15 protein-coding genes and 1 pseudogene are annotated in these 15764 nt (G+C 73.4%); 13 read left to right on the top strand and 3 right to left on the bottom strand.

Annotated features, from left to right (window positions below; all coding sequences use genetic code 11):
* Positions 1-15 precede the first annotated feature (15 nt).
* From ACZ6EM_RS36195 to ACZ6EM_RS36150, 10 genes and pseudogenes are all read left to right on the top strand, one after another.
* Positions 16-459: a nuclear transport factor 2 family protein gene (locus ACZ6EM_RS36195; RefSeq protein WP_465774263.1), complete on the top strand. Its 444-nt coding sequence runs from the start codon at positions 16-18 to the stop codon at positions 457-459.
* Positions 460-542: 83 nt separating this feature from the next.
* On the top strand, positions 543-2450 hold the full coding sequence (locus ACZ6EM_RS36190; RefSeq protein ID WP_452179115.1) for an amino acid adenylation domain-containing protein: 1908 nt from the start codon (positions 543-545) through the stop codon (positions 2448-2450).
* Entirely contained in the window at positions 2447-3682 is a 1236-nt protein-coding gene (locus ACZ6EM_RS36185; protein WP_401054097.1) for a cytochrome P450, read from the top strand. The genes ACZ6EM_RS36190 and ACZ6EM_RS36185 overlap by 4 nt, the downstream gene beginning before the upstream one ends.
* A 72-nt stretch (positions 3683-3754) precedes the next feature.
* Positions 3755-4513 (top strand): thioesterase II family protein, encoded by a 759-nt coding sequence (locus ACZ6EM_RS36180; RefSeq protein WP_465774262.1) that lies wholly within the window; start codon positions 3755-3757, stop codon positions 4511-4513.
* Between the two features lie 33 nt (positions 4514-4546).
* Positions 4547-4909, top strand: a pseudogene (locus tag ACZ6EM_RS36175) (IS110 family transposase); the annotation flags it as partial.
* A 343-nt stretch (positions 4910-5252) separates the two neighbouring features.
* Positions 5253-5948, top strand: coding sequence for a 2OG-Fe(II) oxygenase (locus ACZ6EM_RS36170; protein ID WP_465774281.1), 696 nt, complete (start codon positions 5253-5255; stop codon positions 5946-5948).
* 10 nt (positions 5949-5958) lie between these two features.
* Positions 5959-6297 carry a metal-binding protein gene (locus tag ACZ6EM_RS36165; RefSeq protein ID WP_465774261.1) on the top strand — a complete coding sequence of 113 codons (339 nt, stop codon included), beginning with the start codon at positions 5959-5961 and terminating at the stop codon, positions 6295-6297.
* Positions 6294-6860 carry a hypothetical protein gene (locus ACZ6EM_RS36160; protein ID WP_452179113.1) on the top strand — a complete coding sequence of 189 codons (567 nt, stop codon included), beginning with the start codon at positions 6294-6296 and terminating at the stop codon, positions 6858-6860. Before ACZ6EM_RS36165 ends, ACZ6EM_RS36160 begins: the two co-directional genes overlap by 4 nt.
* A complete protein-coding gene (locus ACZ6EM_RS36155) occupies positions 6857-7570 on the top strand; it encodes an alpha-ketoglutarate-dependent dioxygenase AlkB family protein (RefSeq protein ID WP_465774260.1) in 714 nt (237 codons plus the stop codon). Before ACZ6EM_RS36160 ends, ACZ6EM_RS36155 begins: the two co-directional genes overlap by 4 nt.
* A 403-nt stretch (positions 7571-7973) precedes the next feature.
* Positions 7974-10157: a DUF7927 domain-containing protein gene (locus ACZ6EM_RS36150; protein WP_465774259.1), complete on the top strand. Its 2184-nt coding sequence runs from the start codon at positions 7974-7976 to the stop codon at positions 10155-10157.
* A gap of 131 nt (positions 10158-10288) precedes the next feature.
* Here the strand turns inward: ACZ6EM_RS36150 and ACZ6EM_RS36145 are convergent, their stop codons facing one another.
* A complete protein-coding gene (locus ACZ6EM_RS36145) occupies positions 10289-10507 on the bottom strand; it encodes a hypothetical protein (protein WP_465774258.1) in 219 nt (72 codons plus the stop codon).
* A gap of 139 nt (positions 10508-10646) precedes the next feature.
* Here ACZ6EM_RS36145 and ACZ6EM_RS36140 point away from each other — a divergent pair, with 139 nt between their 5' ends.
* Positions 10647-11870: a glycosyltransferase gene (locus tag ACZ6EM_RS36140; protein WP_401048887.1), complete on the top strand. Its 1224-nt coding sequence runs from the start codon at positions 10647-10649 to the stop codon at positions 11868-11870.
* A gap of 177 nt (positions 11871-12047) precedes the next feature.
* Here the strand turns inward: ACZ6EM_RS36140 and ACZ6EM_RS36135 are convergent, their stop codons facing one another.
* On the bottom strand, positions 12048-12281 hold the full coding sequence (locus tag ACZ6EM_RS36135) for a hypothetical protein (protein ID WP_401048885.1): 234 nt from the start codon (positions 12279-12281) through the stop codon (positions 12048-12050).
* An 89-nt stretch (positions 12282-12370) separates the two neighbouring features.
* Between ACZ6EM_RS36135 and ACZ6EM_RS36130 the strand changes: the two genes are divergently transcribed.
* Complete coding sequence (locus tag ACZ6EM_RS36130) at positions 12371-13399, top strand: phosphotransferase family protein (RefSeq protein WP_401048883.1); 1029 nt, start codon at positions 12371-12373, stop codon at positions 13397-13399.
* The gene (locus ACZ6EM_RS36125; RefSeq protein WP_465774257.1) at positions 13392-13712 is read left to right on the top strand and encodes a hypothetical protein; all 321 of its coding nucleotides are present in this window, start codon (positions 13392-13394) and stop codon (positions 13710-13712) included. The genes ACZ6EM_RS36130 and ACZ6EM_RS36125 overlap by 8 nt, the downstream gene beginning before the upstream one ends.
* A 150-nt stretch (positions 13713-13862) precedes the next feature.
* On the opposite strand, the gene ACZ6EM_RS36120 is transcribed toward ACZ6EM_RS36125, so the two are convergent.
* The gene (locus ACZ6EM_RS36120) at positions 13863-15380 is read right to left on the bottom strand and encodes an FAD-dependent monooxygenase (protein WP_465774256.1); all 1518 of its coding nucleotides are present in this window, start codon (positions 15378-15380) and stop codon (positions 13863-13865) included.
* Between the last annotated feature and the right edge of the window lie 384 nt (positions 15381-15764).

The raw sequence follows: 15764 nt of genomic DNA, 5'->3' as shown, positions 1-15764 counted from the left end.
AGGAAGCACCTCGGCATGGCCCACACCCTCTCCCAGCCCGACGAGACACCGGCAGCGCCGGCACCACCCGAAACCCCGATCACGGCAGCACCCCCGACGGCCCCGGACCTGGGAGTGTCCCAGGTCCGCCGGTACTACCAGCTCGTCGACGCCGGGGACGTGCCCGCGCTGGTCGCCCTGTTCACCCCGGACGCCCGCTACCACCGCCCCGGGTACCGACCCATGGTCGGGCATGCCGAACTGGAACGCTTCTACCGCGACCAGCGGGTGATCCGCACCGGCGTGCACACCCTGGCCACCGTGGTCACGACCGACGACGAGGTGGCGGTGCACGGCCTGTTCCGCGGCGTGCTGCACGACGGCGGTGAGGTCGAGCTGCGGTTCGCGGACTTCTTCCGGATGACGCCGCAGGGCCGCATCGCCGCGCGGGACACCTTCTTCCACGTGCCCGCGGTCTGAGCCGCGGCTCCAGCGGCGACGGCCCACGCGGTCGCGCGTTCAACCCCGACGGGGAAACTTCAGCACAGGAAAGCGGGAAGCAGTTGACCAAGACCGTCTTCACCTCCGACATCCCGGCGTTCGTCGGCAGCGGACGGCCACCGTTCGACGCCCGGGCGATCCACGAGCTGGTCGCCGAACAGGCGGAGCGGGCCCCGCACGCGCCCGCCGTCACCTGCGACGGACGGACCCTGACCTACCAGCAGCTCAACGACCGCGCCCACCGGCTCGCCGGGCGACTGCGAGCGGCCGGACTGGCGCAGGAGGACGTCGTGGGCGTGCTGGTGCCGCGCTCGCCGGAGCTGATCGTGGCCCTGCTCGCCGTCCTCGTCGCGGGCGGGGCGTACCTCGGACTCGAACCGGACGACCCGGCGAGCCGCCACGCGCTGCTGCTCAAGGACGCGGGCGCGGGCATGGTGATCACCGAAGAGTCCCTGCGGGAGCAACTGCCCGGCACCGTCGTCACGGTGACGGAAGGCCGCCCGGCGCAGGATCCGGCCACCGGGCCGGCGGCTCCGGCCCGCCCCGGCGATCCGGACCGGCTCGCCTACGTCAGCTACACCTCGGGCTCCACCGGCGAGCCCAAGGGCGTCGGCGTGCCCCACCGGGCGATCGACCGGCTCGTCCGGGGCGCGGACTGGATGGACGTCCGCGCCGAGGACGTCTTCTTCCACCTCGCGCCGGTCGCGTTCGACGCGTCCACGTTCGAGATCTGGGCCCCCCTCGTCAACGGCTGCCGGCTGGTCCTCTTCCCCCCGGTCGCCATCACGCTGGAGCACGTTGCGCGCGTCGTCCGGGCTGAGCGCGTGACGGTCCTGCTGCTGACCACCGGGCTCTTCCACCAGATGGCGAGCTCCCACCCGGAGGCGTTCGCCGACGTGCGGCACGTCCTCACCGGGGGCGACGTGGCCTCGCCGAACCACGTCCAGCACCTGCTGGCCCGCCACCCGGAGCTGCTCTTCACCAACGGCTACGGACCGACCGAGAACACCACGTACACGACCTGCTGGACCAGCAGCACCCTCCCGGAGCTGCGGAGCGTGCCGATCGGCCGCCCGATCAGCGGCACCAGGGTCGCCGTGCTCGACGGCGACCTCGGCCCGGTGCCCGTCGGCGAGTGCGGGGAACTGTACGTGGCCGGGGCGGGCCTGGCCCGCGGCTACCTGGGCCGCCCGGCCGCCACGGCCGAACGGTTCCTGCCCGACCCGTTCGGGACCGAGCCGGGCGCCCGGATGTACCGGACCGGCGACCTCGTGCGATGGCTGCCCGACGGCACCCTGGAGTTCGTCGGACGGGCGGACGACCAGGTCAAGGTCCAGGGCTACCGTGCCGAACCGCGCGCCGTCGAGGTCGAGCTGGAACGGCTCGCCGGGGTGCGGCACGCGGTCGTGCTGCCGCAGCCCGACCCGGCGGGCGGCACCCGGCTGCTGGCCTACGTCGTGCCCGCGGAACCCGAGCCGGCGGGCAACGCCGAGCTCGGCCGGCGGCTGCGCCACGAACTGCGGGACCGGCTGCCGGGTTACCTGATCCCCTGGGCGATCCTCGTCCGTCCCGAGCTGCCGGTGAACCGCAACGGCAAGATCGACCGCCGGGCCCTGCCCACCGCCACCCGGGTGCCGCGCAACGTGCCCAACGAGTTCGTCCCGCCCCTCACCGAGGTGCAGACGCGACTGGCCGAGTTGTGGGGCGACGCCCTCGGCGTCGAACCGGTCGGCGTCGACGACGACTTCTTCGACCTCGGCGGACACTCCCTGCTGGCCACCGACCTCCTGGTCGCCACCCAGCGCGAGTTCGACGTGGACCTCCCCGCGCAGACCCTGTACCTGTCGCCGACCGTCGCCGAGCTGGCGACGGCCCTCACCGCCCGGATGCGGACGCCGGGCCCGGACGGCCCGACGGACGGCCCGATGGGGGACCCGGCCGACGGGGCGGGGGAGGGGCAGCCCCGATGACGGCGGTTCCCCCGACCACGCGCTGCCCGGTCCTCGCCCCGCGGCCGGTCGATCTGATCGACCCCGACCTCTACCTCTCGGGCGGGGCGCACGAGGCGTGGCGACGGCTGCGCCGCGACGCCCCGGTGAGCTGGCAGCCGGTCGGCGACATCGGCTACTGGTCGATCGTCGCTCACGCCGAGGCCAACCGGGTACTGCGCGACCACGACACGTTCACCTCCGAACAGGGCACCCTGCTCAACCTCCTCGGCAAGGGCGACCCCGCCGGCGGCCGGCAGATGGCCGTGACCGACCCGCCCCGGCACTCGCGCCTGCGCGGCCCGCTGCAGCAGGCGCTGTCGATCAAGACGGTGGAGAACGACCGGGAGGCGATCCGCCGGGCCGTCGTCGAACTGCTCCGGCCGCTGGCCGACGGAGGCCCGTACGACTTCGCCGCCGCCATGGCCACCCTGCCGATGGCGGTGATCGGCACCATGATGGCGCTACCGGAGCAGGACTGGCCGCGGCTGGTCCGGCTCGCCCACGCCTGCATCGCCGCGGACGACCCCGAGTTCCAGCTCGCCGCCGGACCGCGGGCCACCCTCGTGACCGCCCACCGCGAACTGTTCGCCTACTTCCAGGACCTCGTCACCGCGCGTCGGCGCGCACCGGGCGGCGACCTGATCAGCGTGCTGCTCACCATGGAACTGGACGGACGCCGACTGTCGCCGGGCGAGATCGTGTCCAACTGCTACAGCCTGCTGCTCGGAGCGACCGTCACCACCGCCCAGCCGCCGATCGCGGCGATGGCCGAACTGGCCGGGACCGCCGTCCTGGACGACTGGGCGGCCCACCCGGAACTGCTCGGCAGCGGCGTGGAGGAGGCACTGCGGTGGGCCTCGCCCACCCAGCACTTCATGCGCCACGCCACCCGCGACGTCGAGATCCGGGGCGTGCCGATCCGCGCGGGGGACGCCGTCGTCGTGTGGCTGGCGTCGGCCAACCGCGACGAGACCGTGTTCGCCGACCCGGACACCTTCGACATCCGGCGGCGGCCCAACAAGCACATCGCGTTCGGCGTCGGCGCGCACTACTGCATCGGACACACCGTCGCCCGGGTGGCCCTGCGGATCCTCTTCGCCGAACTGCTCGGCCGGTTCACCGGCTTCGAACTCGCCGGGACGCCGCGGCGCATGCGCTCGAACATCATCGCGGGCTTCACGCACCTGCCGATCACCGCGCGGACCCGCTAGGAGCCGTCACCGCGGCCGCTGTCACCGCCGCTGCCGAACCCGAGAAGAAACCCCCCACACGGAAGGTCATCAGTGGACGCTCCGACGGCCCGTACCCGCAACAAGTGGTTCCTGCGCGAGCCGTCGCCGGTGGCACCGGCGCGGCTGTTCTGCCTGCCCTACTCCGGCTGCGGTGCGAGCATGTACCGCCAGTGGCCGTCACAGGTCGACGGCGTCGAGGTCTGCCCCGTGCAGCCGCCCGGCCGGGAGAACCGGATGCGCGAGCCCGCCCACACCACCTACGAGGCGCTGGCCGACGACCTCTGCGAAGCGCTGCGCCCCCACCTGGACCGTCCGTACGCCCTGTTCGGCCACTGCGGCTCCGCGCTGGCGGCGTACGAGACCGCCGTACGGCTGGTCCAGCGGGGCTGTCCCGCCCCGACCCGGCTGTTCGTCTCCTCCGAGGTCGCGCCGCAGGACGGCCCCTACGGCCGCTTCCTCGGCATGAGCGACGACGAGCTGGCCGACGAACTGCGCCGGCTCGTCGCGGAACTGGGCGGCACCCTGGAACCGAGCCTGCTCGCGCTCTACCTCGGCGTCCTGCGCAACGACGTCGACATGAACAAGCGGTACCACGTGGCCGAGCCGGTCCGGCTGCCGTGCCCGGTCACCGCCATCGGCTGGACCGAGGACACGGGCATCGCGCCGTCCCTGATGACCGGATGGTCGGCCTGCGGCGAAACGACCTTCGAACTCCTGGAAGGGGGCCACTACCGCTTCATCGAGGCGCCGGCGGACCTGTTGGCGCTCCTGGTCGCGGACCTGACGCCCACCCGCTCCCGCACGCCCTGATGGGATGCGTCGGATCCATTCGCCGCCGGCTACCGGGTCTACGCGGTCCATCCGAAGCGGGCCGCCCGGTTCAAGGAGCGCTACGGCACCTCCGGGGCCACGAGCGACAAGGGCGACGCGCACGCGCCGGCCGACATGGTCCGCGTCGACCGCGACCAGCTGCGGCCGATCGCCGGGGACAGTGACAAGGCCCAGGCCGTGCGCATCGTCGCCCGCACGCACCAGACCCTGATCCGGGAGCGCACCCGCACCTTCCAGCGGCTGCGGAGCACGCTGCGCGAGTACTTCCCCGGCGCGTCGGCCGCCTACGCCTCCCTGGAGCTCACCAGCACCGACGCACTCCATGACGAGGCCACCGCCTGGTCACACCACGCGACCATCCCGGCCGCAGCATGACACCGCTACGGCATGGGATGTCTGACACCGGATCCGAGCGCGAGCAGCGGGGAGCGGCGGAGCCGGCACGGCGCCCTCCCGTTCGTGCACCCGGGCGGCCCCGGACGCGCCCGCCGTCCGACGCGGCGCCCTCCGCCCGACGCGCCGTCCGAATGCCGCCAGCACGCGGCCCCGTCCAAGGGCGACGATCGGAACAGCCCGACCGTGCGCCGCCCGCGGCCCTCCCGGTCTGCGGGCCCCTGCCCTCGCCCGTCCCCGCCCGCCAAGGATCCCTCCCGTGAACGACACCCTCCTCGCCACCGGCGCGCCCACCACCGCGGCGCCCGCCCCGGGCCCGGCCGTCCTGCCCGCGCTCGACTCGCTCGACTGGCAGGGCGTGCACGAGCAGTTGGACCGGGACGGTGCGGCGCTCACCGAGCCGCTGCTGTCGCCCGCCCAGTGCCGGGAGCTCGCCGCGCTCTACGACCGGCCCGAACTGTTCCGCACCACCGTCGACATGGCCCGCCACCGCTTCGGCTCCGGCCAGTACCGCTACTTCACCCACGACCTGCCCGAACCCGTCGCCGCCCTGCGCGAGGCCCTCTACCCCCGCCTGCTCACCGTCGCCCGTGCCTGGGCCGACAAGCTCGGCCGCCCCGCCCCCTGGCCCAACACCCTCGCCGAGTGGACCGCCAGGTGCCACGCCGCCGGTCAGGACAAGAGCTCCCAGATCCTGCTGCGCTACGGCCCCGGTGACTGGAACGCCCTGCACCGCGACGTCTTCGGCGACCTCGTCTTCCCCCTCCAGGTCGTCATCGGCCTCGACGCCCACGGCACCGACTACACCGGCGGCGAGTTCCTCCTCGTCGAACAGCGCCCCCGCGCCCAGTCCCGCGGCACCGCCACCGTCCTTCCCCAGGGGCACGGCCTGATCTTCACCACCCGCGACCGCCCCGTCCCCTCCGCCCGCGGCCACCGCGCCGGCCCCGTCCGCCACGGCGTCAGCACCGTGCGCACCGGCCGCCGCCACGCCCTCGGCCTCGTCTTCCACGACGCCTGAACCCCGCCGCATGGCCGCCACCGGCACGCCCGCGCCCATACCCACACCCGCGCCCACCGTCGCCACCGCCCCGGTCCTATCGCGCCGCTACACCCTGACCGGACCCGACAACCGCCCCTACTCCAGCACCACGCCCGGCACCCTCGGCGGCCACCGGCGAGGCCGCCGCTACGGCCGCCTCGACTGCCCCTCGGCCCTGCGCGCCATCGCCGCCGGCGGCTACGTGCGCCACCGCGTCTTCTTCGCCGACGAGGCCACCGCGATCGCCGCCGCCTACCGGCCCTGCTCGGTGTGCCTGCCCGGGAAGTACCGGCAGTGGAAGACCCGCCAGAAGGACCGCACCCCATGAACCCCCGCCCCGCACCCGACCGCTCCCCGCTCCTTCCCGAACCCGGGCCCACCGCCTACGGCGACCTCCCCGCACCCGCCCCCCACACCGCCCCCGAACTCGCCGCCCTGCTGCGCCTGCTCGCCGAGCACCGCCGCCCACCCCTGCGCAGCGTCACGATCGGGCACAGCCGCGACGACGCCTCCCGCACGGCCGCCGCCGCGTTCGCCGACGCCTGGCACGCCGCCGGCAACGCCGTCCTGGCCGTCGTCGACTGGCCCGAACAGGCCGCCTCCTGGCTACGGCCCGCCCAGCGCCTCACCGACCGGGAACCCGACGCCCTCGTCATCGCCGCCGCCCCGCTCGGCTGGGCACAGCTCGCCCGACGCCTGCGCCACAGCACCTCCTGGCGCCCGGACCGCACGTTCGGCTTCGCGTCCCTCGCCGAGCCGGTCGCCGCTGCGCTCGCCGGGCCCGGCGTCCTGGACGGCGTGCGCGGCGCGAGCGCGGACGGCGGCACCTGGCGCATCGAATCCGGCTGGACCGCCTCCTTCCCGCCCCTCGCCCCGGGCGCCGCCGTGTGAACAGCACCCCCGCGCTGTTCGGCCCGCCGCCCGCCGGCTACGAGCGCCGCGAGATCGCGCCGGGCGCCGTCCACCTGCCCGGCTGGCTCACCCCCGACTGGCAGCGCGAGCTCGTCGCCGCGTGCCGCGCCTGGGCCGTCGGCCCCGTCCCGATCCGGCACACCCGGCTGCCGGGCGGTGGCGTCATGTCCGTGCAGACCGTGTGCCTGGGCTGGCACTGGCAGCCCTACGCCTACACCCGCACCGCCGACGACGTGAACGGCCGCCGCGTCGCCCGCCTCCCCGACCGGCTCGCCGACCTCGGCCGCCGGGCGGTGGCCGACGCCTACCAGGACCCCGACCAGGGCGCCGCCTACGAACCCGACGCCGCGCTGGTCAACTTCTACGACGCCGACGCCCGGCTCGGCATGCACCAGGACAAGGACGAGCGCTCCCTCGCCCCGGTGGTCTCCCTCAGCATCGGCGACACCTGCCTCTTCCGCTTCGGCAACACCCGCAGCCGCAACCGGCCCTGGACCGACCTGACCCTCGCCTCCGGCGACCTCCTCGTCTTCGGCGGCCCCTCCCGCCTCGCGTACCACGCCGTGCCGAAGATCCTCCCCGGCACCGGCGACCCCGCCATCGGCCCCGCCCGGGGCCGCCTCAACATCACCCTGCGCGTCACCGGCCTGACCGACCCCGCACCCGCTCCGACCGGATCGGCCCGGTGACCGCCCCCGCCCGGTGACTGCCCCCGCCCGGTGACTGCCGCCGCCCGGTGACTGCCGCCGCCCGGTGACTGCCGCCGCCCGGTGGCTGCCGTCGCCCGGCCACCGGCCGGGATCAGGGCGTTGAGGCCGCGTCAACCCCGGGCGCGCCGAATGTGAACGCCGCATTAACCCAAACTGGTCAGTGTGTGACATATTCTTCCTCGGCGGATGAATTCGGACCAATCGTCCTGAACCCGCCCGGAGGGCATCCCCTCACCCTCCCGTACCCTCAAGCACTCCCAGGAGACCTACCTTGAGCGACCGCATACCATCCGTCACGAACGCGGTGCGGCCGATACCCGGACCCCGGGCCCGGCGCGTGCCCGGTCGTGCCGTACTCGGGGCTCTCGCCACCACGACGCTCGTGCTCGCGTCGTCCGTGCCGTTCGCCGTGCACGCCGCCGCGGCACCGCCGGCGAAGGCCGGTACGAGCGGGGCGCAGCGGCCGATCGGGCCGAAGCCGGCGCTGGATCTGCTGGCGCACGGCAACCTCACGATGGCGTCCAACTCGGTGGTCTCCTGCGACCCCGAGGACAGCGACTGCGACCTCAACGCCTACAACAACAACCGGGTCAACTGGGTCAAGACCGACCCCAAGGCCCCCGGCAACACCGCCTCCGCGGCCACCCTGACCGTCCCGCCGGGTGCCAAGGTGCTCAACGCCCGGCTGTACTGGCAGTCCAACCCCGTCGGAACCTCGCGGCTGTCCACCTCCGGTGACGCCTCCAAGGCCGACCAGGTCGAGTTCAAGGTCCCCGGCGCCACCGGCTACCAGCGGCTCACCGCCGACACCTACGACTGGTTCGACCAGAAGACCGGCGGCACGCCCCCGGCCCCGCTCACCGCCCACGCGGGTGTCAAGGACGTCACCGACCTGGTGCGGGCGGCCGGTTCCGGCGAGTACACCGTGGCCGACATCCAGGCCTGTCAGGGCCGCTCCTCCACCTCCGACTTCGGCGGCCAGAACGTCGGCTGCTGGGGCGGATGGTCCCTGGTCGTCGCCTACGAGGACGCCAAGGAGCCGCTGCGCTACCTGCAGATCTGGGACGGCTACCAGCTCATCCGCCCGCCCGAGCCCAGCGTCACCATGACCCTCGACGGCATCCGCACCCCGGCCGGCCGCGCACCGGCCGCCACCATGGGCGTCATCGTCGGCGACGGCGACGCCCCCATCGCCGGGGACTCCCTGGAAGTCGGCCCCGACGCCGGCCGGCTGACACCGCTGCTGATGCCGACCGCCACCGGACCCGCCCCCGACAACGCCTTCACCAGCCGCATCGACCGGGTCGCGCCCGACGGCACCGGCACCAACCTCACCGACCGCAACCCGAACACGGTCAACAACGTCGGCTACGACGCCCGGACGATCGACGTCACCGGCAAGCTGCCCGCCGGCAGCAAGCAGGCCGTGGTCAAGGTCACCGGCCAGGGCGACGCGCTGCACCCCCAGGCGGTCTGGCTCGCTGTCGAGGCCCTGGAACCCGACCTCCAGGTCGTCAAGGCCAACACCCCGGCCGGTACCACCACGAACAGCCCGCCCGGGCTCGTCGACCCCGGAGCCGAGATCACCTACACCTTCACCATCGCCAACCGGCACCCCGACGGCACCACCGCCGACCTCGACACCGCCAGCGGCGTCACCCTGACCGACGTGCTGCCCCAGGGCACCAGTTACGTCGACGGTTCCGGCACCGGCTGCACCGCCACCGGACGCAACGTCAGCTGCCCCACCGCCGACCTCGCACCGGGCGCCGAGACCACCGTCTCCTTCCGGGCCAAGGTCGACGCCGGCCTCGCGCCGGGCACCAGGCTCGACGACACCGCCTCCCTCGCCTACCGCGGCACCCAGACCGGCCGCGAACAGCACCGCACCAGCAACACCGTGCGCAACACCGTCGCCGAGCACACCGGCTACCGGGTCACCAAGACCGCGGACAGGAGCCAGGCCGCCCCCGGCGACACCGTCACCTACCACGTGGACGTCACCAACACCGGGAACACGCCCCTCACCGCACTGACCGTCACCGACGACCTGAGCGCCGTCCTCGACGACGCCACCTACAACGGCGACGCCACCGCCACCCTCGGCACCCCCTCCTCCACGCAGCCGGTCCTCACCTGGACCGGCGACCTGCCGGCCGGCGGCAACGCCCGGCTCACCTACACCGTCAAGGTGAAGGACCCCGCCGCCGGGGACCACACGCTGCGCAACACCGTGGTGGCCGACCGGCCCGGCGGCAACTGCCCGCCCGGTGCGACGGCCGGGGAATGCACGGCCACCGTGACGGTGACCACGTCCTCACCGTCCCCGACGGCCTCCCCGACCACGTCGCCCTCCACCACGCCGACGTCCTCGCCCTCGCCGACCGCGACCGACGGCAACGGCGTCGACCCGGCGCCCACCGGCAAGCCGCAGCAGCCGGGCGGTGGCGGCGGTCTCGCCGCGACGGGCAGCCAGGTCGCGCTGATCGGCGGCATCGGCGCCGCCGTCCTCCTCGGCGGTGCGGCCCTCGTCCTCGCCTCCCGCCGCCGGCGCCACCGGCACTGACACCCCGTCCGACCCCTGACGTGGGGGCGGCCACCGACCCTGTCGGAGGCCGCCCCCACGGCTGCCCGGCAGCGCCCGTCCACCGGCCCGGCACGGCGCCGGCGGGCGCCCATACCGGCGCGCGGTCCGGCTCAGCAGGGGCTGAGCCACCAGACCCAGTCCCAGGAGGCTTCAACGTCCCAGCTCAAGCCACCGGGTGAAGTCCAGCCGAGATTCCCGTTGCGGTCGTAGAACGTGGCGTGCAATGCGGCCCGCTGATTGTTGATCCACGATCCGGTCCCGGTCCAGGTGATGCGATTCAGCTGATTGCAGGTGAAGAACTGCAGGGACGTGCCCCAGAAGTTCGGCAAGCTGAAAGCGCATACCTAGGTGTACGGGCAGAACTCTTCAGGACCGTCCGGCGCGGAGAGGTCACGAGACAGCCCCAGGTCCCCGGCGGTGAGCGGGCGGAGCCGAACGAGTACGGGCCCGTCGTGGAGAATCACCTCCATGCGCATCCTGATCGTCACCACCGGCTCCCGCGGGGACGTCGCACCGTTCACGGGCCTGGGCCGGCGCCTGATGGACGCCGGGCACCGGGTCGCCGTGGCCGCCCATCCGACCTTCACGACACTGATCGAGTCCTGCGGCCTGGAGCACCGGCCGCTGCCGGGGGACCCGGAGGAACTCATCCGCGCCAGGGCCCGCGCGACCTCCCCGGAGGAGACCCGCGCGCTGATGACCGCGTTCGTGGACGGACTCGCCGACGGCGTGGCGGACGCCGTGGCGGGCGGAGCCGACCTGCTGCTCACCGCCTTCGCCCCGTCGCCGCTCAGCCGCACGGCCGGGGAGGCCCACGGCGTGCCCGTCCTCGGCACCTACCTCACGCCCGCCTTCGCCACCAGGGAGTTCCCGCTGCCCGGCCCCGCCGGCAGCGAGGACCTGGGACCGGAGGGCAACCTGGCCGCCGGCCAGGAACGGCTCCGGAGCGCGGACCGGCTGTTCTCGGGCGCCGTGGCCCGGATGCGCGAGCGCCTCGGCCTGCCCGGCACGACACCACCGCCGCCGCTCGGACACACCCGACCGGTCGTCCACGGCTACAGCCCCCTGCTGCTGCCGCGCCCGGCGGACTGGCCGGCCCCGGTCGACGTGGCGGGCTTCTGGTGGCCCGCCCGGCCGCTGGACTGGCAACCCCCGGCCGAACTGCTCGACTTCCTCCACGCCGGTCCGGCCCCGGTGTTCATCGGCTTCGGCAGCATGGCACCGGGCGAGGGTGCCCGGCTCGGCGAACTGGTGACGGCGGCCGTGCGGCAAGCCGGCGTGCGCGCAGTCGTCCAGGCGGGCTGGGCCGGCCTGGAGGCGGCGGGCGACGGCATCCTCTCCATCGGCGACCTCCCCCACGACTGGCTCTTCCCCCAAACCGCCGCCGTTGTCCACCACGCCGGAGCCGGCACCACCGGCGCCACGCTGCGCGCCGGCGTCCCCGCCGTACCGGTGCCCGTCATGGTCGACCAGCCGTTCTGGGCGGCACGGCTGCACCGGCTGGGAGTCGCCCCGCAGCCCGTGCCGTTCGCGGACCTCACCGCCGAACGCCTCGCCGCCGCCATCACGGCCGCGCTGGCCGAGCCGGTCCGCCGCCGTGCGGCCGTCGTCGCCGGGCTGATGGCAGCCGAGGACGGCGCCGGCGCCGTCCTCGACCACATCGCCCGGATCGACGAGAACCCCGGCCGCTGAGCCCCGCCGCCCGCCGACGGCCCGACCGCCGACGGCCCGACCGGGGCGGCGGAGCCGAGCCGATCATGGGTGCTTCGCAACGCACAAGATCACGCCGAGGCCGTACTGCTGTCCGGTGGACGACCAGGCCGTGACGGTCTCAACAGGCGGCCCGAAGAGGGGTGTTGGCGGCACGGGTCAGCTGCGTCGGCCGGCCCTGATGTCGCAGCGGGTGGACCAGCCGCCGACGGGAACCAGCCGCTCTCCGCTCACCCGCACGACGACCGGCTTCCCGTCCTCGAAGCCGATTCGATCGCCGACGGCCAGGAAGAGCGGTCTTGCCGGCTCGAAGGCGTAGCCGTTGTCGGTTTCAAAGTCCTCCACCAGGACCAACCGCGAGGTCGGCGTGGCCCCATCGGCAATCAGTCGCATGCCGAGATGGTCCCACGCCGTGCGATGCCACCACGGGCCAATCCAGCAGGCCGGCAGGCCAGAGGGACTGCCGGCACTAGCATGCGTGGATGGACCTTTCGCATCTCGGCACGCCGATCGGGCCGATGACTCGCGTCCACGGCGGGTTCGCCAACCGGATGTACCGGCTCGACACCGACCAAGGGTCCTTCGCGGTGAAGGAGTTGAACCTCGTCGACCGCCGCTGGACCTATCGTGTCGAGGACGTGTTCAGGTTCGAGCGGGCGGCCTTCGCCGCCGGCATCCCGATGCCGGAGCCGATCTCGGCCGGCCACCGCACGCTCGTTCATCGATGGGTCGAGGGAGAGAAGGTGCCGGAGGCACCGGTGTCGGCGGCGTACGCGTTCGAGATCGGTGAGATCCTCGCGCGCATCCACGCGCTCGACGTCGCGTGGCCCCATGAGTCGATCGAGGAACCGACGTCACGGGACTGGCCCGAGCTCGCCGCGCGGGCGGCGGCGACCGGACAGCCGTGGGCCGACGAACTCGCCTCTCACGTCGAGACGTTCCTCGCGATCGCCCACTTCGTCGACACCTGCGAACGGCCGGGCCCCGTGGTGCTGACCCACAGGGACATCCAGCCGTGGAACCTGCTCGCTCGGGAGGGGCGGCCGGTGGTGCTCGACTGGGAGCTCTCGGGGATGCTCGACCTGTCCGGCGAGCTGGGCTCGACCGCGCTGAGCCTCGCGAAGGGGCCCGGCTTCGACGGCATCGAGCCCGCCGTCTTCCGCTCGGTCCTCGACGGCTATGTCACGGGGGGCGGAGCGCTGCCGCCGTCTGGTCCGAGCTGGTTCGTGTTCATGGTCGCCGGCTGGCTGGGGCACACGAGGTGGAACATCCTCCGGTGCCTCGCCGGTGTCGAGGCGAGCACCGGCCCCGGCCTCGCGCTGTCTCACGAGTCCGTGCGCAACGGCGTGCGCGGCCTCCCCGACCTGTTCGGCCGGCTTCCGGAGCTCGGGGCGCTACTGGTGGGCTCGCGTATTCAACCGTCGCGAGTCGACCCACCTGACTTCGGCGCTGCTGGTGAGTGTGACAGCCGTGGGGGAGATCCTGGGTGTCAGGGGCATCCGCTTGGATGAGCACGTGACTGTCCATGACGTAGCCCGCCGGCTCCCTTCGATCGCCGACCTGCGGAACCTGTGCCGCTCACTGGCGATGCTCGATGCGATCTTGAGCCCGGACTGGGAAGGCCGGTACTACTCCTGCTTCGCCGAGGACTCCTACGAGGTTCCCGTGGACCTGGAAGCGGTGCGCGACGTCTATGCCTTGCGACCGCTGAGCCGGAAGCTCGTGTCATCGCTGAACTCGGAGCTCAGCCTCGTGGACCTGGCCGAGGACATCGCCGAGATCGGCTACCCGCAGCCGGTCCGGGGCGTGATCCGAGCTTCGTGAAAGCGACGGGCCCGATATCGACGGAGCGGTGTGAAACGACCCCGGCGGCCGTCAGGCCGCCGGGGTGGGTCCCACGATGTTGAGGGTCGGGCCTTCGCCGTCCGGGACTTCGGAACCGAAGACGACGCCGGGTGCCGGGCGGCGCCCGTTTCAGCTTTCCGGACCGCCGAACCAGCGGTCCGCGGCCCGCTCGAACGCTTCACGATCAGGTGCGCGATCGCCTGCCCAGGCGACCACGCCGTCGGGCCGGACCAGCACGGCACCCAATCCGAGGTCGTCCTTCGCCGGACCGGCCGCGTACCGCATCCGGCTCTCCCAGCCCCTCGCCGGACCGTGCAGGCATCGGTCGGCGCTGAAGTCGAGCGTGACGCCCCGTCCGTCCCGCATCAGGTCGCCAAGACGGGTGCCGTCTTCCAGGCAGAAGTCCGGGGCGCTGCGGCCGGCCAGCGGGTGCTCGCTGCCGAGGTCGTAGCGGATGGACGATCCCGATATTCGCTCGAACACGTAGGTCGTTCCGTCACGGGTGTTGATCAGGTCGCGAATCACCCCTTGGACGGCTTGGCCGTGCGGGTCCGGCCGCATGGCCGCCACCTGTGCGCGCGACCAGTCGAGCACCGCCGACCCCACCGGATGGCGCTCGCGGCCGTAGGTGTCGAGAAGTCCGTCCGGCGCGTGTCCGTGCACGGCCGCCGCCAGCTTCCAGCCCAGGTTCAGGGCATCGCCGATGCCGGCGTTGAGTCCCTGCCCGCCCAGGGGCGAGTGGATGTGAGCGGCGTCGCCCGCGAGCAGGACGCGTCCGTGCCGGTAGGCCGTCGTCTGCATCGCCCGATCGGTGAAGCTCGACGCGAGACGGACCTCGCTCAGTGTCACGTCGGTGCCGGACACCCGGCGCAGAACCGTCTGGAGATGGTCGCGCGTCGGCTGCCGCGAGCGATCGAACGCGCCGCCGTCGAAGTCCAGCACGGCGATGTAGTCCCCCGCGGGCTGGAGGTACATGCCCGTGGGTGTCAGATTGAACCCGGGGCTCAGCTTCTCGGGGTCGGCGACGGTGGCGAGCATGGTGTAGCCGGTGCACAGCGGCTCGGTCCCGACGAAGTCGAAGCCCGCGAGCCCGCGTACGGTACTGCGTCCGCCGTCGCAGCCGACCAGCCAGCGTGCCGTGTACGCGTGTTCGCCCGCCTGCGCGATCACGCTCCCGTCGTTGTGCGCGATGGCCGAAACCGTGACGCCGCGCCTGACGTCCACGCCCAGCTCGGAGGCCCGCTCGGCCAGCACCGCCTCGATGGCTTCGACGTGTGTCGGCATGCCCTCCGGTGCCGGGTTGGGCAGCCGGTACGGCAGGGCCGCGGAGTCGATCCTGGCCGGATCGAGCATCATGCCGGCGAAGTGGCCACCGCGACGGGGAACCGACGGCGCGTCCGGTCCCGGGTGCGCGCCGGGCTCGTCGTCGACGCCCGATGCCTTCACCAGCCGTTGCAGCATCCCGCGGCGGTAGAACGCCTGGACCGAGGCGGAGGACAGGCCCCGGATGCCGAGCGGCAGCGCCTTGAACGGCGAACGGGGTTCCGGATCCCGTTCGAGCACCAGGACCGAGCAGCCCGCGAGGCCGAGCTCGCAGGCGAGGAACAGCCCCACCGGACCGGCGCCCACGATCACTACGTCATGCACAAGAGATCCCCTTCCCCTGAATCCGCAGCCGGATCGGCACCCGGCGGGACCTCTTGAAGGTCCCAGAGCCCACCTGCATCTGACCGGCGCATCACCGACAGGCCGCTGACACCCGACCGGCGGCCTGCCGGGCACGCCGCCCTCCGCGCCCCCGGTCCGTGTCCGGTCCCGGGGTTCCCGCGGGGCTGCCCGGTCAGCGGAGCGCGACGGCGTCGCGGGCGGCCCACTCGGCGAAGGGGTGAGGGACGTGGCCGAGGACCCGCCGGCGACGGCCCCACCACCGTGCGTGCGGTGTGACGTCTACGGGCGGGTGCCCTTGACGTTGGGCTGGGTCTTCTGGTTGTAGATCTCCTTGCCGTCCGCGTTGTAGGCGTGGACGTAGGG

Source organism: Kitasatospora sp. NPDC041917, from assembly GCF_055589745.1.
Note: the sequence above shows the minus strand (reverse complement) of the source record. Positions and strands in the feature narration are given on the sequence as shown.

Excerpts from the sequence above, each read along its gene's own strand:
- ACZ6EM_RS36195 (WP_465774263.1), top strand. The coding sequence starts at position 16 with ATGGCCCACACCCTCTCCCAGCCCGACGAGACACCGGCAGCGCCGGCA.
- ACZ6EM_RS36185 (WP_401054097.1), top strand. The coding sequence starts at position 2,447 with ATGACGGCGGTTCCCCCGACCACGCGCTGCCCGGTCCTCGCCCCGCGG.
- ACZ6EM_RS36165 (WP_465774261.1), top strand. The coding sequence starts at position 5,959 with ATGGCCGCCACCGGCACGCCCGCGCCCATACCCACACCCGCGCCCACC.
- ACZ6EM_RS36160 (WP_452179113.1), top strand. The coding sequence starts at position 6,294 with ATGAACCCCCGCCCCGCACCCGACCGCTCCCCGCTCCTTCCCGAACCC.
- ACZ6EM_RS36140 (WP_401048887.1), top strand. The coding sequence starts at position 10,647 with ATGCGCATCCTGATCGTCACCACCGGCTCCCGCGGGGACGTCGCACCG.
- ACZ6EM_RS36135 (WP_401048885.1), bottom strand. The coding sequence starts at position 12,281 with ATGCGACTGATTGCCGATGGGGCCACGCCGACCTCGCGGTTGGTCCTG.
- ACZ6EM_RS36130 (WP_401048883.1), top strand. The coding sequence starts at position 12,371 with ATGGACCTTTCGCATCTCGGCACGCCGATCGGGCCGATGACTCGCGTC.